The sequence below is a fragment of the Stutzerimonas chloritidismutans AW-1 genome (genome assembly GCF_000495915.1).
Classification (GTDB): Bacteria; Pseudomonadota; Gammaproteobacteria; order Pseudomonadales; family Pseudomonadaceae; genus Stutzerimonas; species Stutzerimonas chloritidismutans.
In genome coordinates this window covers 93832-114954 of record NZ_AOFQ01000032.1, presented here as the reverse complement: position 1 = coordinate 114954, position 21123 = coordinate 93832, and the positions used below count along the sequence as shown (strand labels likewise).

Sequence of the window (21123 nt, the reverse complement as noted above, 5' to 3'; positions counted from 1 at the left end):
TTTAGCGTTCTTCTCGGGCACCGGGCTGCGAGGGGAAGAGCTGTAAGCAGGCCGTATGGCCTGCCAGCACGTCGAATCGGACATTGTCGTGTCGCTAACGGGCCATCATCGATGGCCAGCAAGGATCAAGGAATGAATGTATCGCTGGTCATTCTGGCGTTGACCGTCGCCAGTTTTCTTCTCGGGTTTCTTCGCGATCTGTTCATCGCCCGCTCCTTCGGCCTCAGCTGGGAAGCGGACCTCATCTTCGTCGCCCTGATCCTGCCGCTGTTCTTCGAGAACTTCCTCGGCCTCGCCTTGCGCGACGCCATGATCCCTTACCTGCAGAAGCTGCGCAGCCAGTCGCAATCGCTGTTCGAGGCGGTCGCACGCTGGCTTTACTGGCGCATCATGCTGCTCGGTGGCGCGGCCTGCCTGCTGATACTGCTGACCAGCTACTGGGTGCTGAACGCCCTGGCACCGGGCTGGACACCGGAACAGGTCGCCAACGGACAACTGGTTTTCTGCGTCGGCGCGCTGCTGATCGGCGTACAGGCCGCGCTGTACTGCCAGGGCGCGTTGCTCAACATGGACAACGTGTTCGTCATGCCGATGACGCGAACCCTGCTGCTCAATGCCGGGGCCATCATCGGGATTCTGCTGTTCGAACCCAGCGGCATGGTGATCTTTCTCGGCATGCTGTTGCCGCAGTTGGCCCTGATCGTCGTGCAGCACCGCCGTATTCATTACCTGCGGGGAGAGGCGCAACCGCTGGAAAAAGGTCACGGCAGTCAGTTCGGCCTGGCATTCGCCCCGGTACTGATGGCCGCTGGCGCTCAGCAGGCGTGCATTTTGGCCGAGCGGATGTTCGCCTCATTCCTTGAGGAAGGCAGCATCACCATGCTGTCGTTCGCCTTCCGCATCGTCACCATCCCGCTGACGCTGTACGCGATGTCCGTGCTTTCCGTGCTCTTTCCGCAGTTCTCCTCCAGCTGGAACGAGCAGGATCACAGCGCTCATGCCGCGGTGATTCGCAAGGGGCTGCTGGCGACCTTGCTGTTCCTGGTGCCGGCCACCGTCGTGCTTTGCTCCTTCCCGGAAGCTGTGGTCGCGGTATTGCTTGAGCGCGGCGAGTTCGGCGCCACGCAAACCCAGGCAACCGCCTCGCTGATGGTCATCTACGCGCTTGGTCTGCCGTCGATGGGGCTCGCCCTGCTCTGGGGCCGCGCCCTGCTCGCCCAGCACCAGGTTCGCCTGTTTCTGGTGATCACGCTGATCAGCTCGGCCATGACCATCGCCCTGGATGCCGCGCTTTACAAGCACTATGGCGCCGCAGGCCTGGCACTGGCCTTCTCCAGCGGTGTCACGCTGCAGGCGCTGTTCATGGGTTTGTTCGTCTATCGCGCCTCGCCCAAGGGCGCCGGTGTGGCTGTGCTCGCGCGCTGGGCCGCGACAGCAGCGGTGCTGGCCGCCGCGCTGCACTTCGTGCCCCAGCCACAAGGCTTTATCGAACTCTGCGTCTATATCGGCCTGGTGCTGATCGGTTTCGCCGCCGGCGTGACCTTGCTCGGCGAGCGCGACCTGTTCAAGCCACGCTACTGGTCCATGCGCAAGGCCTGACGGCAACGCGGCGGTCCTGCATCGCCGCTCTTTCGATCATCACCGACAACAGAAACAAAGAGGCCGCTGACGTCAGACAGCGGCCTCTTTGTTTGAGCGTCGTTCAACCACCGAAGGCGAGCATTCCCATGGTGCTGATGCCAGGTGCGGTCCAGTCTGACGCTTTGCTCTCGACCTGGGTCATGCGCGGCTTGCGCTGCTCCAGCACGATATCCAGCGCGCGACTCGGCAAAATGTCGATGTCGTCGAAGGTGATGATCTGGCCAGGCTCGACGGCGCGTTTGAGCGCAGTCTTGCGCAGCAGACCGATCGGCACGTGATCCGGGTGCTCGGCCAGCTTGATCGCCTCGCCACGGAACTGGAAACCGCCGATGCCGCGCTCGATCAGCTCACCCGGCTTCATGGCGCGCTTGGCGATGGCCGCAACGCCGAGGGTCGGTTCGGTCGAGTTGTTGAGCAGCACACCACCGCCATTCAGCACGCGGCGCACGGTCTTGCCCACTTCCAGCGAGCAGAGGTGGAACGGACGCACCAGCGTGTAGAACGGCCCGCGGCCCAGCTTGAAGTACTCGATTGCCTGCGCCTGATCCTCGTCGTGCCTGCCCACCAGGAACACGCCGCCGGCCGGGTAGCCGGAAGGAATGACGTAGTCGACGATTGGCTGCCCTGCTCGCTCGGCCATCATGCCGAGCAGGCTGGCGCTGTCGTCCAGGTTGGTCGAGGCCAGCCCCTCCATGCCCTGGCGGGTAATGGTGGCGCCCAGGCCGTTACCGATGATCACCTGCTCGATCTGCACCTTGGTGCCGTCGGTGAAGGACGTGGTCTGGTCGACGCTGATCCCCTGTCGATTGGCCCAGTAGGCCATGTCTTCCGGCGACGGATCATGGTTCAGATAGCCCTTCATGTTGCCGTACACCAGCGGCTGAAAGCCCATCTGCAGCGCGTCTTCATGCAGGGCCGCAAGCGAACCTGGCTGGTCGCCTTCGGCTTCGGTGAGGAAACCCCTGCCAGCCAGGAAGGAGCCCGTGGTCACCTGCAGTTCGGCGTTGACCGTCACCACCTGCAAGCCCGCTTCGAAAGCGCGCTCGATGACTGAAGTCCCATGGAACACGTCACCGCTGCACTCGACAATCAGATCGGAATGATCGATCAGCTCGTCCAGCGAGTTGGTGAGGACGTCTGCCAACGGGAAGTCAGCCATCGTTGAGAGCGGCCGGCGTGTCAGGACGCGCGAGATTTCCATGTCCGGATAGTGTTTCTTGATTAGCCGCACGAAGCCGCGGGCGATCATTCCGGTTCCGGAAACACCGATTTTCTTGATCTCTGAGGTAGGCATAAACTGAATCCATTCAATGGGCATCAGCGCTATGACAGCAGCTGAGCGAAAAGATTTTTGAAAAGCTGCCTATTTGCCACTTTTGCAGACTTCTCCACACCCGCGACGCTGAAGCCGGGCGGCATGCCTGAAAGTAGTTGTCTCGGAGGGTTCACGCTAATTGACGACGACGGGCGGTTTCGCACCAACCGATGGATTTCTGTCGCCAGAAAACGAAACGGCGAGTGCTATTGAAAGCCACTCGCCGTTTCGTCGTAGCAAGGCAGATCAGCCAAGCGAGGCGATGGCTGCCTCATAGTTCGGTTCACTGCCGATCTCGTTGACCAGCTCGCTGTGCAGGACGCGATTCTGTTCGTCGAGCACGACTACCGCGCGAGCCGCGACCCCGGCCAGCGGGCCGCTGGCAATCGCTACGCCGTAATCCTTAAGGAACTCGGCACCGCGCATGGTGGACAGGTTGATGACATTCTCCAGCCCCTCGGCGCCGCAGAAGCGCTTCTGCGCGAACGGCAGGTCGGCGGAGATGCACAGCACCACGGTGTTTTCCAGGGCATTAGCCTGAGCATTGAACTTGCGCACCGAGGTGGCGCAGGTCGGTGTATCGATGCTCGGGAAGATGTTGAGAATCTTGCGCTTGCCGGCAAGGCTCGACAGCTCAACATCGGAAAGGTCAGCGCCCACCAAGCGGAACGCCTTGGCCTGCTGGCCGGCCTGGGGGAAGTCACCGGCCACTTGGATCGGTGTGCCTTTCAGGGTGATTTCAGTCATTTGCTTCGCTCCTCGATATGAACAGGCAATAAAAAAGGTCGTGGAACGCGCAGCTCCACGACCTGGGTGGTCGACACGGGCTTGTTCCTGTTGCACGACCGATGCAGCGCTGGTTGGCCTGCACCGGTCGCTATCGGACATCAGCTACGTGCGAAATATTCCTTGGTCAGCTTGACCACTACCGGACTCAGCAGCAACAGCGAAACCAGGTTGGGGATCGCCATCAGGCCGTTGAGGGTATCGGCCAACAACCAGGCGAAGTCGAGCTGGGCAATGGCGCCGAACGGCACTGCCAGAACCCAGATCACGCGGAACGGCCAGATGGCTCGCGTGCCGACCAGGAACTCCCAGCACTTCTCGCCGAAATAGCTCCAGCCAAGGATTGTGGTAAAGGCGAAGACCACCAGCGCGATAGTCAGGATGATGCCACCGATACCCGGCATGGCCGACTCGAAGGCTGCCGCGGACAGCGCCGCACCACTTTCGCCGCTGGTCCAGACCCCGGTGCAGATGATCGCCAGGCCGGTCATCGAGCAGACGATGATGGTGTCGATGAATGTACCCAGCATGCCGATCATGCCCGAGCGCACCGAGCTGGTGGTGGTTCCGGCCGCCTGAGCGATACCAGCGGTACCAAGGCCCGCCTCGTTGGAGAAGATGCCGCGGGCAACACCGAAGCGAATCGCCGCCATGACCGCGGCGCCGGCGAAGCCGCCAGTAGCGGCGATTGGCGTGAAGGCGTGGGTGAAGATCAGGTCGAATGCCGCCGGAATGGCCGAGGCATTGACTACCAGCACCACGGCAGCGGCGATCAGGTACGCCAGGCACATGAACGGTACGAGCGAGGCGGCGACCACACCGATGCGGCGAATACCGCCGAGGATCACCAGGCCGACGATCACCATTGTGATCAGGCCGGTCGCCCACAGCGGCACCGAGAAGGTGGTTTCCAGCGCGTGGGCCATGCTGTTGACCTGCACCATGTTGCCGATACCGAAACCGGCCAGGCCACCGAAAATGGCGAAGGCGGTACCCAGCCAGATCCACTTCTTGCCCAGGCCGTTCTTGATCGCGTACATCGGGCCGCCAACGTGCTCGCCGCGGTCGTCCTTCTCACGGTAGTGGACCGCCAGTACGACTTCGCAGTACTTGGTGGCCATACCCACCAGCGCGGTGCACCACATCCAGAACAGCGCACCCGGCCCGCCGAGGAAGATGGCCGTGGCCACGCCTGCGATGTTGCCGGTACCCACGGTCGCCGCCAGCGAGGTCATCAGCGCCTGGAAAGGGCTGATTTCGCCAGTGGCTTCGTCACCCTTGGTGCGTCCGCGCCACATCAGCGCAAAGCCGGTCGGGATGCGGGTCAGCGGCATGAACTTGAGGAAGATCATCAGGAACAGACCGGTACCAAGGATCAGCACCAGCATGGGTGGGCCCCAGACGAGGCCGTTGACGCTATTGACGAGGTTATTCAGAAATTCCATTCGAGCACCTTATTTCTTATAGGCGAGTTCCCTCGCGTTAGGGTCGCGCTACCGTGGAGCCGTTGAAAAACATGACGCTTGTGGCGGTGGTTTTTCAGCGACCAGGTAACGGCGATTCCGATACGCCTCTGGAGCTTGCGCTGCGCTGAGGTCCGCGAGCGCTTTGCAAGACTCGTGCTAGAGCGTTGCGCGGTTATGACCGCGACGTTCGGAAGCGTGGATGCTACCACTGCATTCGCCCATTGGGCTCGGGGCAATCGCGCCAGATTCGATGATCGAATCGACGCGAAAACCAGACCGAACGGTCAGACCCCGACAGCTCGACTGAGTCGAGCCAGGAATGGCATGGAAAGCGAAATCAGCGTAGCCCAGTCTGGTGCCCCCGCCAGTGCGGATTGATGCAGTTTGGTGCGCCCGACCGATGAGAGCGCGAATGCTTCATCATGCCTCTGCGCCTCCTCGATCATGGCGCACCAGCGGTGTTCCGGCGCCGCGCAATCGATCAGAAGTCGCGGCGATAGAACAGGTCCAACGAGCTGGCCAATCCGCTGGCGGCTTCGAGGAAGATTCGCCGCGTCAGCTGATAGCGCAGCGCAATGGTATTCGACGGCTCGAACACGCCGACGCCATAGCGCAATGCCAGCCGTTCCGTCAGCCGCCCGGTAGCGACCACGCTGGTGCCAACGCCGGTGCCTTCGGTGTCCAGCTGGAAGTCCTGTATGCCCAGGCGCTGCGCCAGACCACCGGTGATGGACGAGCTACCCGCCAGGCCAAGGCCCAGCGCCGCCTGTGCCAGCAGGTTGCTGTCCCCGGTATCGGCACCCAGCGGCCGCCCCAGTACCAGATACGCCAGTGCCTGCTCCTGACTCATGGCAGGCTCGGAAAACACGTCGATGCGTGGCTGCTCGGCGCTGCCGGTGATGCGCAGGCCGGCGATTACATTCTCCGCATCGATACGACGAATCGCCTCGATGTTGAGGAACGGCTGGCTGATCACGCCAGTGAACAGCAACTCGGCGCGGCGGATGGTCAGTCGCTGGCCGTAGGCTCGGTATCGGCCGTTCTTCAGCTGCAGCTCGCCACGTGCATCCAGGTTGTCGCCAATGTGCAGATAGCCGGCGAGATCGGCGGTCAGGCCGAAGCCGGAGAAGCGAAGGCGGTCCTGGCCCACCTCGACATCAATGTCCATCTTCACTGCCAGCGGGGTCGCCGGCTCCTCGGCTTCGCGGCCGATGATCACCGTGTCCTCGGAGACCTTGACCGTCGCCGGCGGTAGCTCGCGAACCGTGATCGCTCCTCGCGGCACTTCGACCCGACCGCTGACCGCCAGGTCCTGCCCGCTAAGCACGATGCGCAGGTCGGGCTCGACTTCCAGGTCGGCGTAAGGCTCGACCACCACCGGCAGGCGACTGCCCTTGATCGCCAGATCCAGATCCAGTTCGTTCCGCCAGTCCAGCGAGCCGGCCAGACTGCCGCGTCCCTGCTCGCCGGCACGCCAGTTGCCGTCGATGTCCAGCCGCTCACCCTCGATCAGCATGCGCACCCGCAGGTCTTCGAACGTCGTCGGCAATTCGCTGCCGGCGATCTCACCGTCACTCAACAGCAGTTGGCCGTTGAGTGACGGCTGCTGCAGGGTGCCGGCCAACTGGCCACTGCCGTTCAGTTCGCCGCGCAAACGCTCGACCATCGGCACGAATGGGCGCGCCACCGACAGATCGAGACCACTCAGGCGAAACTCGCCATCGATCGGCTTGGCCGCGGGCCGCGGATCGATCTGCAGCTGCACGTCAAGCTCGCCCAGCTCGCCGCCCAGAAAGCGCAGCTGGCTGTCGATCCGCTCCGGCAGCAGTCGGCTGTTCAGCACCAGGGTCTGATAGGGGAAGTCGTGCCACTCGTCCACATCGCGAATGCGCAGCACGCCGGGGCCGGCGTCGACCCGAACCCGGCCATTGGGCCCGCCAGCGGGAAGATCCAGTTCGATATCGGCATTCAGTTCGCCCTGCCAGCGGAAATCTTCGGGCAGATAGTCGGCCAGGGTCTGCAGTGAGAAATCGCGAAGGCGATAGCGAATCTGCGGTTCCGGCAGCAGACGCTGATTCTCCGCGCAGAGGCTGGCGGGCCCGGAACGCCAGCAATGCGCACCGAACTCCAGTCGGCCATCGGCGAAACGCTGCAGTGTGGCCGGCCGTTGCAGGGCCCAGTCTTGCTGCTGTGCGCTGAGCTCGCCGCGCGTCAGCCGGCCAAGCCAATCCTCACCGCGCAATCCACCATCGAAAGCCAGCGCCAGGTCGAGCAAGGGACCTTGCAGCTGCAGCTCGGCCTGATGCCGTTCCGCAGTGCCTTCGGCATCGATCCGCAGTGCGCCGAGGTCCGTCTCGCCTGCGCGGATTCGCTCGGCGTTCAGCGCCAGCCGACCACGTTCCCCATCGGATAGCTGACCCTGCAGGTTGAGGCGACGCAGCCGATTGTCCTCATAAGCGAGGTTGCGACCGTTCAGCTCGAGCTGCGCGCTCGGCGCCGCTGCGGTTCCCGCCAGCGTGACCTCACCGTTCAATCGCCCCCTGAGACCGGGCCACAGCTGCGCCAGGCGGCCCAGCTCCAGTTGCAGTCGACCATCCAGCGTCTGTGCCCAGGTGCCGTTGCCCTGTACGCGGTTATCGCCCATGCGCAGGTCGATGACCGGAAGATCCCAGCGCTCGCCCTCGCCGTTGGCTTGCAGCTGCAGACGAGTGTTCTGACCGCGCAGGCGCCCGGCGAGGTCGAGGCTCGCCTCGGCCTGCAGCTGCTCGTCACGCAAGGCGCCCTGGCTCTTCAGCGAACCGCCGAGATTGCCCGGCAGTTCGGCCAGCCAGTACGCCGGATCGAGCTCGCTCAGCGTCAGGTCGGTTTTCCAGTCGATGCCCGCGGCGAAGCCGACGCTCAACGAACCCGTCGCACTGCCCTGCCCGGCTTGCAGCTGCAGTTGCGGCAGATGCACCGCTTGGAGATTGCCGCTGACCGGGCTGTTCAGTGTGAAATCCCCGGCCGGGCCGGTCATGGCCGATTCGAAATTGCCGAGATAGCTGCCGTCGTCGTACTGAATCTGCGCCTGGAGCTCGCGCAGCGTCACCGGCGGCTCTTCGATCACCGGATAGAGCCGTCGCCAGGGAAAATCGCGCCAGAGCAGATCGGCATTCGCGGTCAGGCCATCCTGCCAGTCGACATCGCCACTCAGCCGCACATCGCGCTGCTGCCCCGCATCCAGCTCGAGCATCTCGATCTGCGCTCCGCTCGGACTGACGACGCCCTCCAGCGCCAGCCCCACTGCGCCGCCCTCGCCCGGCAGTTCGGTGGTACCGAGCAGCCGGTAGCCGTCCTGCAGGTTGCCACTCGCTGTCAGCTCCAGATCGTTCAGGCGCAGGGTGTCCGGCAGATCGGGCAGCGGCTTGAACCCGTCGGCGTTCAGCCGGAGCGTCGCCGGCAATTGCTCATCGAGGGCCCGCAGCTGCCCGCTGAGGGTGCCGTCGAGATAGCCCTGGCTTTGCACCTGCACCTGCAGCTGCTCGCGCAGATCGCCATCCACAGCGATCATCAGCGCCCACGGCTGCTCGTCCGGCGACTGCAACGCTGCCTGCCCGTCCAGCGTCAACGGCCAATCACCGCTGGGCTGCAGTCGGCCAGTCACTGACAGGTCCACATCCGCCCTGCGCAGGTCGAGGCGCTGGATATCCAGGCCATCCGCACGCCAATTTGCCTGCAGAGACAGGTTTCGCACCTGCTCGCTTTCATTGAGCGTCACCCGGCCGATTTCGATGCGTTCGACTTGCAGCGCCAGCGGTAGATCGAGCTCAGGCAAGCTGAAGGGCTCCGCCGCCGGGTCAGGCTCGCTGGGCGGGAAGCTGAGGTCGATGTCGCCGGTGACCAGCTCGTCGATGCAGAGCGTGCGCTTTAGCAGGCACGCCGGTGACCAGGCAAGACGGGGCTGTTGCACTTCGACACGACTGCCGTCCTGCTCCCAGATCAGCCGCTCGGCCTGCCAGCGCTGGCCGAGTCGGCCCTCGAACGCTTCGACCGTCAGCCCCGGCACCTGCCCCAGCAGCCAGCGGCTGCCGCTGGCGGTGCCGAGCAGCACGGCGGTGACGATGAGCACGAGCAGTATCAGCCCAAGCAGCGTCCAGCCGAGCCCACGCAGTACCCGCATCACAGTTCCGGCCCCATGGAGAAATGCAGGCGGACGCCACCGTCGCCGTCCAGCGGATGAGCGACATCGACGCGAATCGGGCCAACCGGCGATACCCAGCGCACACCGACGCCAACGGCACTTTTCAGCGTGGGAATTTCCAGCGAGTTGAAGGCGTTGCCCTGATCGACGAAGGTCGCGACACGCCATTTCTCGGCGATCGAATACTGATACTCGGCGCTGACCGCGAACTGATAGCGGCCGCCGATCTTGTCGCCATCGGAGTTGGTCGGTGACAGGCTCTGGTAATCGTAGCCACGCACGCTCTGATCACCACCGGCGAAATAGCGCAGCGACGGCGGCACGTTGACATATTCATCGGTCCAGTTGCCGCCAAGCTGCACGCGACCGAGAAAACGATGCCGCTGGGCCAGGGTGGTCAGCCCCCGCAGCTGCACGTTGGCGTGGACCAGGTCGGCGTCGGAAAGCACCCCGGCCTTCGCTGCGGCCACTTCGAACTGCAGGCGATAGCCGCGGCTCGGATCGATACGGTTGTCGCTACGCAGGTAGCTGTAGGCGACGCCGGGCATGAGCAAGGTGCTGGTTCCGGAATCGTCCCCGAGGCGATATTCCTCGTGCTGCCACTTCAGCGACAGCACGCGCAACCAGCCGCTGGGCAGCTGGCTGTGCCATTCCGGCCCGACCTTGAGCAGGCGGCTGAGGCTGTCGGTGCCGGCGATCTCTTCATACTGGTAGCCGCCGACGAAGCGCAGCTTGTCGGTCAGTGGCGGGTCCAGCGGGATGTCGTACCAGAACCCGACGTTCTGCCGCGGCGCCGACAGTTCCGCCTCGGCCCCGTAGCTATGGCCTTGCGGTTTGACCCAGTGGCGCGTCCAGTCCAGCCGGACCCGCGGGCCGACATCGGTGGAATAACCTAGACCGAAGCCAAAGGTGCGCGGCTTGCGCGTGGTGAGCGCGACCGAAACCGGGATGCGCTGCTGGTTGGCGCCGCTCGGGTTGGCATCGACGCGCACGCCCTCGAAATAGCCGCTCGACTGCAGCGCCTGGCTGAGTTCGGCGATCAGCTCGGAGTCGTACGGGGTATCCGTCTCGAACGGCACCATGCGCGCGAGCAGGTCGTCATCGAATGGCGAATCCCCCTCGAAGCGCACGTCGCCCAGGCGGTAGCGCGGCCCGCTGTCGAACACCAGCTCGACGTCGGCGACGTTCTCCCGCGGATCGACGGCCAGCCGCTGCTGGGTGAAGCGGCCATCGAAATAGCCGAAGCGCGACGCCTGGTTGAGAAACTGCTGCTTCACCTCCTCGTACCGTCCGTGGTTCAGCACATCGCCCTGACGAAGGGTGCGTTCGGCGACGCGAAAGCCGGAGAACTCAGCGGCAGGCCCGTCCAGGCGGACGGTGACGTTGCGCAGCTTCACCGGCTCACCGGTTCGCACACGCAACACCAGCGCCGGTTCCTCGCCCTCACGCACATCGGTGCGGATGCGGCTGCGGTAGTAACCCAGCGCTTGCAACGCCTTTTCCGCCTGACTCTGCGCGACCCGGCTGTAGCGCAGCAGCTCGCGCGCGTCACGGTCGCCCAGGTCGCCAATGTAGTTCTCGATATTTTCCCGGAGCGCCCGGTTCTCGGGCTCGATGCGAACGTCGAGTTCAGCGGCGCTGGCATGGATGCCGCTCAACATCACGAGTGCGGCTACCAGCGGGCCGATTCGGTTCGATTTGCACATGGCCAGCGATGCTAGCACGTGTTTCCGAGCAAGCCCGAACGTGCGGGCTAGACAGTGTGTAAGGCGATCTTGCGGTGGGGTGGGCATCGGCTGACATCGCGTGGCTTCAGACCAGTCAGACTGGCCCGCCCGGATAAAATTCGGCCACACCTAACGCGCCGCTTCCATCCGTCTGGGCGCCGGATGAAAGAAGATGTGTTCGACCACCGGGCCGACGGCGATCTGGCCGATCTCCTCGTAGCCCTGCCGCTGGTAGAAATTCAGGTAGCGTGGGTTGCCGGTATCGATAACCAGCCCCTGGGAGGTTTCATCCTCGGCGCACCACTCGTGCACCGCCTGCAGCAGCTGCTCACCATATTGCTGCCCCTGAAACTGCGGATGCACACCGAGCAACGGCAGCAGATGCACTGCGCCGGTCGGCAGACACGCCAGTACCGCCGCGTGGTAGTCCAGATAGCGCCTGGTGCAGCGGAACCCGGCGGTCAGCAGCATGCGCGCGCGCCAGGCCCAGCTTTCGGTGACATCCAGCCGCCGTTGCGGCGGCGCAATCAGCGCGACGGCTATCAGCCGGTCGTCCAGCAACAGCCCGAGTGCTGGTTGCTGCTGCAGAAAATGCTGGTTTACCAGCTCCCGTACGGTCGCGCGCACGCGCTGCTGATAGCCGGGCCGGTCCGCCTCGAACAGGTAGGCAAAGGTCGGTTCGTGACGGTATGCGTGATACAGCAGCGAACGGGTTTCGCGGTCATAACCACCATCGAGCGTGCGAACCTCGGCAGACATCGGCATGGCAACTCTCGGCTTTTTCCAGAGGGATGCTTGCAACTTAGCAGCGCTTCGCCCGCCCCGCCACGCCGCCGGAGCACCTGCCGTTCACGCTGCTCCAAAGACAATGCCGTTGCTGTCCGTTTCAGCGCGAAACTTGGTAAGCACGGCGCCGCGGCTCTAGAATCGGCGTTCTTTGCCCACGACAGATCGGCATCGGCAGCGCCGCGCCGGGTGTCCTTCCCACTTGAGCCTCAGCCAGCCTTCACGGAATCCCATGAAAATCGTTTCCTTCAATATCAATGGATTACGCGCAAGACCTCACCAGCTTTCTGCGATCATTGAAAAGCACCAGCCGGACGTCATCGGCCTTCAGGAAACCAAGGTTTCTGACGAACAGTTCCCCCAGGCGGAGATCGAGGCGCTCGGCTACCACGTCCACTATCACGGGCAGAAAGGCCACTACGGCGTCGCCCTGCTCTCGCGCCAGGCACCGCTGGAGATCCACAAGGGCTTTCCCAGCGATGGCGAGGAGTCGCAGAAGCGCTTCATCTGGGGCCGCTTCGCCGATGCCGGTGGCCAGCAGGTAACCGTGATGAACGGATACTTCCCACAGGGCGAAAGCCGCGCCCATCCGGTGAAGTTTCCCGCCAAGACCAAGTTCTACGCCGACCTGCAGGCGTTGCTCGAACAGCAGTTCCGCCCTGAGGAATCGCTCGCGCTGATGGGCGACTTCAATATCTCCCCGCAGGACTGCGACATCGGCATCGGCGATGTGAACGCCAAGCGCTGGCTGCGCACCGGCAAATGCAGCTTTCTCCCCGAGGAGCGCGAGTGGCTCGAGCGCCTGAAGGGCTGGGGACTGCAGGACAGCTTCCGCACCCTCAACCCGGAAGTCGTCGATCGCTTCAGCTGGTTCGACTATCGCAGCCGCGGTTTCGAGGACGACCCGCGCCGCGGCCTGCGCATTGACTACATCCTGACCACCGCAGCGCTGCACCAACGCGTGATCGATTGCGGCGTCGACTACGACATCCGCGCGATGGAGAAGCCTTCCGACCACTGCCCGGTGTGGATCGAGCTGCGCTGACGACCGCTGCGCAATTCCGGCAGCGCCGCCCGCGCTGTCATTTATTGGTAACCGAACCGTCTTAATCTCGCGGCCTTCTACAAGGAGGTCGCGAGATGACGTCACGTGTGTTTGGACGGTTCTGGAATCGGGCACTGCCCCTGCTGCTGGTCACGCTGGGCGGCGCCTCCAGCGCCAGCCTCGCCGCCCCACCCACCCCGCCAGACGGATCGGCCGTACTGCGCATCCACGGCTCCAATACCGTGGGTGCCAAGCTGGCACCGATGCTGGTGGGCGGCCTGTTCGAGGCCAAGGGCCTGCAGTCGGTCCGCATCGCCCCGGCCGGCAAGGAAAACGAGCAGCACATCACTGCCCTCGACGAGCGCGGCCGGACCGTGCAGGCACTGGTCGCCGCGCATGGCACCGGTACCGGATTCGCTGGGCTGAAAGACGGTACTGCCGATCTCGCCGCTGCTTCGCGACCGATCAAACAGAGCGAAGCGCAGAGCCTCGCCGCCCTGGGCGACATGCGCAGCGCCGGGAGCGAACAGGTCATCGCCATCGATGGCCTGGCGGTGATCGTCCATCCCGACAACCCGGTGCAGTCTCTCAGCGTGGAGCAGGTAGCCCGCCTGTTCGCCGGCAAGATCACCAGCTGGCGTGAGCTGGGCGGTGCGGACGTTGCCGTCGAGCTGCACGCGCGTGATGACCAGTCCGGTACCTACGACACCTTCAAGGAGCTGGTGCTGAACAGTCAGGGGCAGGCATTGGCCACCAGCGCCGTGCGCTACGAATCCAACGACGCCCTGTCCCAGGCGGTCAGCCGCCGTAGCGGCGCCATCGGCTTCGTCGGCCTCGCCTCCGTCGGCAAGTCGAAAGCGCTGGCAATCACCGACGGCGATTCCCAGCCCATGCCGCCGAGCCAGGCGCTGGTCGCCACCGAGGACTACCCGCTGTCGCGCCGGCTGTTCCTCTACGCCGATCCCCAGAAGCAGTCCGCATGGACCCGCGAGTTCCTGAGCTTCGTGCACAGCCCGGAAGGACAGGCCATCGTCGAGAAATCCGGTTACGTGGCCCAGGCCATCGCGCCGATCAGGCTGCCGCTACAGACGACGATGCCCGAGGCCTATCAGCAGCTGGCCAAGGAGGCACAGCGACTGACCGTCAACTTCCGCTTCGCCGAAGGCAGCGCGCAACTGGACAACAAGGCCCAACGCGATGTGCAGCGTTTGATCGACTATCTCAACAGCCACGACAAGCAGATGAACGCTGCGGTGCTGGTCGGCTTCGGCGACGCCCGCAACGATCCCGCGCGGACTGCATTGCTGTCCAAACTGCGCGCCATGGCGGTGCGTCGCGAACTGGCGCGTGGTGGCATCCTTGTAAAGGAAATCAATGGTTTGGGCGATCAACTTCCAGTGGCATCTAACAGCGAAGCGGGCCGCATCAAGAATCGCCGCGTCGAAGTCTGGGTGTACTGAAACGAGTGCAAGATCGTATCGGCCGCCAGCCGCGGGCGTACTGTCCCGGTGCCGGCGCCGGGTTTAAGCTCGGGCGATTTCCGCCAGCAGGAATCGTCCATGTACCTCGTCTGTGGTGAAGCGCTTTTCGATGTGTTCGCGGCCTCGACCGACAGCCGCAGTCGTCTGCATCTGGAAGCCGTTGCAGGTGGCTCGCCGTTCAACGTTGCTGTCGGGCTGGCCCGGTTGGGCGCGCAGGCCGCGCTGCTCGGTGGGCTCTCCCGCGATCATTTCGGTCAGTGCCTGCTAGAGCTGCTGCAGGAAGAAGGTGTTGCCACCGAGCATCTCGCCATCTTCGATGCGCCGACCACCCTGGCGATGGTCGCCATCGGCGCCGATGGCAGTCCGGTCTACAGCTTTCGCGGCGAAGGCTGTGCCGATCGCCTGTTGCATACCGAACAGCTGCAGCCGCTGCCTGCTGGCATTCGTGGCATCCATTTCGGTTCCTATTCGCTGGTGACGCCGCCGATTGCCGATACGCTGCTGGCCTTGCTGCATCGCGAGCATGCCCAGCGCCTGATTTCACTCGATCCGAACATTCGCCTCAACGTCGAACCCAGCCTCGAACGTTGGCGCGAGCGGGTCGAGGCATTCGCCGAACGCGCACATCTGATCAAGGTCAGCGACGAGGACCTGGCCCTGCTCTATCCGGGCGTTGCGCCAGCGAGCATCGCCCAGCGCTGGCTGGACCATCACGCCGAACTGGTGGTGCTAACCCGCGGTGCCGACGGCGCACAGCTCTTCAGCCGCAAGCACGGCCAGCTGCATGTGGCCGCGCATGCGGTGACGGTGCGTGACACCGTGGGAGCCGGCGACACCTTCCAGGCCGCGTTGCTCGCCTACCTGGCCGAACAGCAGCTTGACTCGCCGCACGGGCTCGCACAGATGGGACCTGCGCAACTGCAGGCCATGCTCGCCTTCGCCAGCAGCGCTGCCGCCATCACCTGTTCCCGGCGTGGTCCGGACCTGCCCTACCGATACGAAATTGTCTGACCGGTTTGGCCGTTGCGCCCTCAGCAGCTATAACCCTTCGTGGCCTTTCACGACAACGGACCCTGCATGAGAGCGTTGAAGATTACCGACCCGTCCTACGAGCTGATGGACGACCACCACGGCAACTCGCTGATCTATCGCGAGCACGGGTTCCCCTGCCCGCTGGTGCGCTGGCACAACCACAAGGAGTACGAGCTGCATCTGATCGTCGCCAGCTCCGGCAAGGTGTTCGTCGGCGACTACGTAGGTAATTTCGGCCCGGACAGCCTGTTCCTCACCGGCCCGCACCTGCCGCACAACTGGATCAGCCAGGTCGAGGACGGCGAGGTCGTGGCCAAACGCGACATGCTGGTCAACTTCACGGACGAGATGCTCGAAGCGGGCCACGCTGTCTTCTCCGAGCTGCGGACCTTCACGCCGATGCTCGAGCGCTCGCGCTACGGCATCGAGTTTCGCTGTCCGCAGACCATCGCCCAGGCACGCCAGCTGATGCAGCAGATCGCCGACAGCCGCGGCGCCACCCGCCTCGGCTATTTCCTGATCATGCTCGAGCTGCTTGCCAGGTGCGACGACTACCAGCTGCTCTCCGGCGCCACTTCGGCACAGTTGAGCGACGAGCAGCAGGCCGACCGGACCAACATGGCGGTCAACTACATCTTCGAACACTACATGCGCGAGCTGCCGCTGGAGGAAGTCGCCAGCCATCTCGGCATGAAGCCCACCTACTTCTCGCGCTTCTTCAAGCGCGCCACCGGGCGCTGCTACGTCGAGTTCGTCAACAGCCTGCGCATCAGCAAATCCTGCGAACTGCTGCTCGATCAGGACAAGCCGGTCACGGATGTCTGTTTCGAATCGGGTTTCAACAACCTGTCCAATTTCAATCGCCGCTTCCAGCAGCTCAAGGGCATGACCCCATCGTGCTATCGACGCCTCGTCGAACAACGTCTGACCGAGCAGAACCTGGCCAGCTGATACGCTTCCGGCCGGCCGGCTCCAGCGCCCTGTTCCTCGCCCGCTACCCCGCTTGCGTCTTTATGATCGTGGCAAAGCCCCGCTCTTGAGCCCTGCGACAGGTCTGGACGGTGCCGCTGCGGGCAGCCCACCGCGGTCAAGCGAGTGCAAAAAAGTATCGAAGCGAGTGCAGTCACGGCTTTGTCGCGCGGCCACTGCCGGCGTTGTAATGCCTGCCAGACGCTCGTAGCGCAGTACGCGGGTAACAACAAAAACAATAAGTGCTTCCAGGCCCTGATCTGGAAGAGGAGTCCACGAATGAAAGCATTCAACTTGCTGCTCGGTACCGCCTGCATGGCCTCGATTGCGCTGGCCCAGGCCGCCGAAACCCTCACCGTTGCCACCGTCAATAACGCGGACATGATCCGCATGCAGCGCCTCTCCAAGACCTTCGAGCAGCAGAATCCCGATATCAAGCTCAACTGGGTGGTGCTCGAAGAGAACGTGCTGCGCCAACGCCTGACCACCGATATCGCCACCCAGGGCGGCCAGTTCGACGTGCTGACCATTGGCATGTATGAAGCCTCGCTCTGGGGCGACAAGGGCTGGCTGGCGCCGATGAAGGATCTGCCAGAAGGCTACGATCTGGACGACGTATTTCCTTCAGTACGCGAAGGCCTGTCGGTAGATGGGACGCTGTTCGCCCTGCCGTTCTATGCCGAAAGCTCCATGACCTACTACCGCACCGACCTGTTCGAGCAGGCGGGCCTGGACATGCCTGAACATCCCACCTGGACGCAAATGGCCGGGTTCGCCGAAAAGCTGCACAAGCCTGGCGAAGACCAATACGGCATCTGCCTGCGCGGCAAGGCCGGTTGGGGCGAGAACATGGCGCTGGTCACGACGGTCGCCAACTCATTCGGTGCGCGCTGGTTCGATGAGAAGTGGCAGCCAGAGTTCGACGGCCCTGAATGGACCAAGGCCGCCAACTTCTATGTGGATCTGTTGAGCAAGTACGGCCCACCGGGCGCCTCAAGCAACGGCTTCAACGAAAACCTGGCCCTGTTCAACAGCGGCAAGTGCGCCATGTGGGTCGATGCAACGGTCGCCGGTTCCTTCGTGACTGACGAATCGCAAAGCAAGGTCGCCGACAAGGTGGGCTTCACCTTTGCTCCGCAGGAAGACACCGACAAGGGTTCCGCCTGGCTGTACTCCTGGGCGCTGGCTATCCCGACCAGCTCGCAACAAAAGGACGCCGCCAAGCAGTTCACCGCCTGGGCAACCTCCAAGGACTACGCCAAGCTCGTTGCCGAAACCGATGGCGTCACCAACGTGCCACCGGGTACGCGCGAATCGACCTACAACGATGAGTACATGGCCGCAGCGCCGTTCGCCAAGATCACCCTGGAGTCGTTGAAGCAGGCTGATCCCGCCTCGCCATCGGCCAAGCCGGTTCCTTATGTCGGCATCCAGCTGGTGACCATTCCGGAGTTCCAGGCAATCGGTACCCAGGTCGGCAAGATGTTCTCCGCGGCGCTTACCGGGCAGATGCCGGTCGAGCAGATGCTGACTGCAGTGCAGCAATCCACCACGCGGGAAATGAAGCGCGCCGGCTATCCCAAGTGAGCATCCCAAGTAGGTAACCCCTTCAACCGAAGGTGAACACCGGACAGGGCTCGCCCGAGCCCTTAAGGCCTTCTTACAGCCGGAGCACCCCCATGGCCACCTCATCCGCAGCCTTGCCCAAGGCACCTGTCACCGAAACGGCAAGCGAGCCGAGCGAGCGTAAGCCACGCCGATTCGGCCCCAGCTGGTTCCTCGTCAGCCCGTCCGTTGCACTGTTGCTGCTGTGGATGCTGGTTCCGCTGTCGATGACCGTCTACTTTTCGGTGATCCGCTACAACCTGCTCTATCCCGGCGACAATGAGTTCGTCGGGCTGGAGAACTTTCACTACTTCCTGACCGACGCCGGCTTCATGCCTGGCATGACCAACACGCTGATCCTGGTGGGCAGCGTGTTGCTGATCAGCGTCGTACTTGGCGTACTGATTTCCGCGCTGCTTGAGGCGGCTGACTTCACCGGGCGCGGGATCGTCCGCGTCATGCTGATCTCGCCGTTCTTCATCATGCCGACGGTCAGTGCGCTGGTCTGGAAGAACCTAATCTATCACCCCGTCTCCGGCATTCTCGCCGCGGTCTGGAAGTTCTTCGGTGCCCAGCCGATCGACTGGCTTGCCCAGCACCCGCTCGCCTCGATCGTGATCATCGTGTCCTGGCAATGGTTGCCCTTTGCGATCCTGATCCTGATGACCGCCATGCAGTCCCTCGACCAGGAACAGAAGGAAGCCGCCCGCCTCGATGGCGCTGGGCCCGTCGCGATCTTCTGGCACCTGACCCTGCCGCATCTGGCACGCCCGATCGCCGTGGTGGTGATGATCGAAACCATCTTCCTGCTATCGGTCTTCGCCGAGATCTTCACCACTACCAGCGGTGGTCCCGGCTACGCCTCGACCAACCTTGCTTACCTGATCTACACCCAGGCACTGCTGCAATTCGACGTCGGGATGGCATCGGCCGGCGGGTTGATCGCGGTAGTCATCGCCAATATCGCGGCGATCATCCTGGTGCGGATGCTCGGCAAGAATCTCACCGAAAAATACTGAGGACAGACCGATGCTGACGCTCAAACAAAGTCGCCGCCTCAATACCCTGGTAGTCGGGCTGTTCGCCTGGGCTGTGGCGCTGCTGCTGTTCTTCCCGATCTTCTGGATGCTGATGACCAGCCTGAAGACCGAAATCGACGCTTTCGCCACACCGCCGCAGTTCATCTTCACGCCGACGCTGGAAAACTACCTGCAGATCCAGGACCGCAGCGGCTACTTCAAGTACGCCTGGAACTCGGTAACCATCTCCTTCGGCGCCACCGCCCTGGGCATGCTGATCGCGATCCCGGCGGCTTACTCGATGGCTTTCTACGAGACCAAGCGCACCAAGGGCACGCTGTTGTGGATGCTCTCGACCAAGATGCTGCCGCCGGTGGGCGTACTGGTGCCGATCTACCTGCTGGCCAAGCAGTTCGGCATGCTGGACAGCCGCGCAGTGCTGATCATCATCTACACGCTGATCAACATGCCGATTCTGGTGTGGATGATCTACACCTACTTCAAGGACATCCCGCGCGACATCCTCGAAGCGGCGCGCATGGACGGCGCCACGCTGATGCAGGAAATGGTTCGCGTGCTTCTGCCGATCAGCAAGGGCGGGCTGGCCTCGACCATGCTGCTGTCGCTGATTCTGTGCTGGAACGAGGCCTTCTGGTCGCTGAACCTGACGTCCTCCAATGCTGCCCCGCTGACCGCCTTGATCGCGTCCTACTCCAGCCCTGAAGGGCTGTTCTGGGCCAAGCTTTCGGCCGTTTCCACCCTCGCCTGCGCCCCCATTCTGATATTCGGCTGGATCAGCCAGAAGCAGCTGGTCCGCGGCCTGTCGTTCGGCGCCGTGAAATAACGCCGCCGAGCTGAGAAGAACAATAGAGGATTCCTAACATGGCAGACCTGAAAGTCCACAACCTGAAGAAAAGCTTCGACGGCAACGACATCATCAAAGGCATAGACCTCGACATTCGCGATCGCGAATTCGTGGTCTTCGTCGGCCCATCCGGCTGCGGCAAGTCCACCCTGCTGCGCCTGATCGCCGGCCTCGAGGAGGTCAGCAGCGGCCGGATCGAACTGGATGGACGCGACATCACCGATGTCAGCCCGGCCAAGCGCGACCTGGCCATGGTGTTCCAGACCTACGCGCTGTATCCGCACATGACGGTGCGCAAGAACATGTCCTTCGCCCTGGATCTCGCCGGTGCGGACAAACAGGAAGTAGCGCGCAAGATCGAGGCAGCCGCCCGCACCCTGGAGCTGGAACCGCTGCTCGAACGCAAGCCGCGACAACTGTCCGGCGGCCAGCGCCAGCGCGTCGCCATTGGCCGCGCCATCGTGCGTAACCCCAAGGTATTTCTGTTCGATGAGCCTCTGTCGAACCTCGATGCCGCCTTGCGCGTGCAGATGCGCCTGGAGCTGTCGCGCCTGCACCAGGAGCTGCAGGCGACCATGATCTACGTGACTCACGATCAGGTCGAAGCCATGACCCTTGCGGACAAGGTAGTCGTACTCAATGGCGGACGCATCGAACAGGTCGGCTCACCCATGGAGCTCTACCACAATCCCGCCAACCTCTTCGTCGCGGGCTTTCTCGGCACACCGAAGATGGGCTTTCTCAAGGGCCGCGCAAGCCGTGTCGAAGCCAGCGGCTGCGAAGTCGAGCTCGACGCCGGTTGCCGCCTGTTCCTGCCGGTGAGCGGCGCCACGCTGAAGGCGGGCGATCCGGTCACCCTCGGCATCCGCCCGGAACACCTCAACCGTGGCAGCGAAGGCAATTGCCAGTTGACCGTGAAGGCCGACGTCAGCGAGCGGCTGGGCAGCGACACCTACTGCCACGTGGTCACCGGCAACGGCGAGCAGCTGACCATGCGCATCCGCGGCGACTTCACCCCGCGCTACGGCGAGTCGCTGTCGCTGACATTGGAAGCCGACCATTGCCACCTCTTCGACAGCAATGGCGTCGCAGTCGGCCAGTCGCTGCAACAGGCGGCCTGACCGCCCCATAGCCACCCGAGCCCTGACTTACCGGCAGATCGCTGCGCCCGCAATGGCAGCGATCCCGCCCCCGGCTTTTCCACAT

15 protein-coding genes are annotated in these 21123 nt (G+C 63.5%); 9 read left to right on the top strand and 6 right to left on the bottom strand.

Features of this window, described 5'->3' with window-relative positions:
- The first annotated feature begins 132 nt into the window (after window positions 1–132).
- Window positions 133–1599: a lipid II flippase MurJ gene (locus F753_RS36390; protein WP_023445346.1), complete on the top strand. Its 1467-nt coding sequence runs from the start codon at window positions 133–135 to the stop codon at window positions 1597–1599.
- A gap of 103 nt (window positions 1600–1702) precedes the next feature.
- Here the strand turns inward: F753_RS36390 and F753_RS36385 are convergent, their stop codons facing one another.
- From F753_RS36385 to F753_RS36360, 6 genes are all read right to left on the bottom strand, one after another.
- Window positions 1703–2890: an NAD(P)-dependent oxidoreductase gene (locus tag F753_RS36385; protein ID WP_023445345.1), complete on the bottom strand. Its 1188-nt coding sequence runs from the start codon at window positions 2888–2890 to the stop codon at window positions 1703–1705.
- A gap of 312 nt (window positions 2891–3202) precedes the next feature.
- Window positions 3203–3703, bottom strand: a complete 501-nt coding sequence (tpx, locus tag F753_RS36380) for a thiol peroxidase (RefSeq protein ID WP_023445344.1) — start codon at window positions 3701–3703, stop codon at window positions 3203–3205.
- Window positions 3704–3843: 140 nt separating this feature from the next.
- Window positions 3844–5187, bottom strand: a complete 1344-nt coding sequence (locus tag F753_RS36375; protein WP_023445343.1) for an alanine/glycine:cation symporter family protein — start codon at window positions 5185–5187, stop codon at window positions 3844–3846.
- A 502-nt stretch (window positions 5188–5689) separates the two neighbouring features.
- Window positions 5690–9367, bottom strand: coding sequence for a translocation/assembly module TamB domain-containing protein (locus F753_RS36370; RefSeq protein WP_023445342.1), 3678 nt, complete (start codon window positions 9365–9367; stop codon window positions 5690–5692).
- Entirely contained in the window at window positions 9367–11049 is a 1683-nt protein-coding gene (locus F753_RS36365; RefSeq protein ID WP_209320148.1) for an autotransporter assembly complex protein TamA, read from the bottom strand. Before F753_RS36365 ends, F753_RS36370 begins: the two co-directional genes overlap by 1 nt.
- Window positions 11050–11244: 195 nt before the next feature.
- A complete protein-coding gene (locus F753_RS36360) occupies window positions 11245–11880 on the bottom strand; it encodes a GNAT family N-acetyltransferase (RefSeq protein WP_014820178.1) in 636 nt (211 codons plus the stop codon).
- 253 nt (window positions 11881–12133) lie between these two features.
- On the opposite strand from F753_RS36360, the gene xthA reads away from it, so the two are divergent.
- The 8 genes from xthA to F753_RS36320 all read left to right on the top strand — a co-directional run bounded on the left by xthA (window position 12134) and on the right by F753_RS36320 (window position 21038).
- Window positions 12134–12946, top strand: coding sequence for an exodeoxyribonuclease III (xthA, locus tag F753_RS36355; RefSeq protein ID WP_023445340.1), 813 nt, complete (start codon window positions 12134–12136; stop codon window positions 12944–12946).
- A 95-nt stretch (window positions 12947–13041) separates the two neighbouring features.
- A complete protein-coding gene (locus F753_RS36350; protein WP_023445339.1) occupies window positions 13042–14406 on the top strand; it encodes a substrate-binding domain-containing protein in 1365 nt (454 codons plus the stop codon).
- Window positions 14407–14505: 99 nt separating this feature from the next.
- A complete protein-coding gene (locus F753_RS36345) occupies window positions 14506–15438 on the top strand; it encodes a carbohydrate kinase family protein (protein WP_023445338.1) in 933 nt (310 codons plus the stop codon).
- 66 nt (window positions 15439–15504) lie between these two features.
- Complete coding sequence (locus F753_RS36340) at window positions 15505–16410, top strand: AraC family transcriptional regulator (protein WP_031297659.1); 906 nt, start codon at window positions 15505–15507, stop codon at window positions 16408–16410.
- 297 nt (window positions 16411–16707) lie between these two features.
- A complete protein-coding gene (locus tag F753_RS36335; protein ID WP_023445337.1) occupies window positions 16708–18015 on the top strand; it encodes an ABC transporter substrate-binding protein in 1308 nt (435 codons plus the stop codon).
- 92 nt (window positions 18016–18107) lie between these two features.
- Window positions 18108–19052, top strand: a complete 945-nt coding sequence (locus tag F753_RS36330; protein ID WP_023445336.1) for a carbohydrate ABC transporter permease — start codon at window positions 18108–18110, stop codon at window positions 19050–19052.
- Window positions 19053–19062: 10 nt separating this feature from the next.
- Window positions 19063–19896 carry a carbohydrate ABC transporter permease gene (locus F753_RS36325; RefSeq protein WP_023445335.1) on the top strand — a complete coding sequence of 278 codons (834 nt, stop codon included), beginning with the start codon at window positions 19063–19065 and terminating at the stop codon, window positions 19894–19896.
- Between the two features lie 38 nt (window positions 19897–19934).
- Window positions 19935–21038, top strand: a complete 1104-nt coding sequence (locus tag F753_RS36320) for an ABC transporter ATP-binding protein (RefSeq protein WP_023445334.1) — start codon at window positions 19935–19937, stop codon at window positions 21036–21038.
- The last annotated feature ends 85 nt before the right edge of the window (window positions 21039–21123 follow it).

Coding starts and splice junctions, on each gene's coding strand:
- F753_RS36325 (WP_023445335.1), top strand. CDS start 19,063: ATGCTGACGCTCAAACAAAGTCGCCGCCTCAATACCCTGGTAGTCGGG.
- F753_RS36320 (WP_023445334.1), top strand. CDS start 19,935: ATGGCAGACCTGAAAGTCCACAACCTGAAGAAAAGCTTCGACGGCAAC.
- F753_RS36330 (WP_023445336.1), top strand. CDS start 18,108: ATGGCCACCTCATCCGCAGCCTTGCCCAAGGCACCTGTCACCGAAACG.
- F753_RS36350 (WP_023445339.1), top strand. CDS start 13,042: ATGACGTCACGTGTGTTTGGACGGTTCTGGAATCGGGCACTGCCCCTG.
- xthA (WP_023445340.1), top strand. CDS start 12,134: ATGAAAATCGTTTCCTTCAATATCAATGGATTACGCGCAAGACCTCAC.
- F753_RS36335 (WP_023445337.1), top strand. CDS start 16,708: ATGAAAGCATTCAACTTGCTGCTCGGTACCGCCTGCATGGCCTCGATT.
- F753_RS36390 (WP_023445346.1), top strand. CDS start 133: ATGAATGTATCGCTGGTCATTCTGGCGTTGACCGTCGCCAGTTTTCTT.
- F753_RS36340 (WP_031297659.1), top strand. CDS start 15,505: ATGAGAGCGTTGAAGATTACCGACCCGTCCTACGAGCTGATGGACGAC.
- F753_RS36375 (WP_023445343.1), bottom strand. CDS start 5,187: ATGGAATTTCTGAATAACCTCGTCAATAGCGTCAACGGCCTCGTCTGG.
- tpx (WP_023445344.1), bottom strand. CDS start 3,703: ATGACTGAAATCACCCTGAAAGGCACACCGATCCAAGTGGCCGGTGAC.
- F753_RS36345 (WP_023445338.1), top strand. CDS start 14,506: ATGTACCTCGTCTGTGGTGAAGCGCTTTTCGATGTGTTCGCGGCCTCG.
- F753_RS36360 (WP_014820178.1), bottom strand. CDS start 11,880: ATGCCGATGTCTGCCGAGGTTCGCACGCTCGATGGTGGTTATGACCGC.
- F753_RS36370 (WP_023445342.1), bottom strand. CDS start 9,367: ATGCGGGTACTGCGTGGGCTCGGCTGGACGCTGCTTGGGCTGATACTG.
- F753_RS36385 (WP_023445345.1), bottom strand. CDS start 2,890: ATGATCGCCCGCGGCTTCGTGCGGCTAATCAAGAAACACTATCCGGAC.
- F753_RS36365 (WP_209320148.1), bottom strand. CDS start 11,049: ATGTTGAGCGGCATCCATGCCAGCGCCGCTGAACTCGACGTTCGCATC.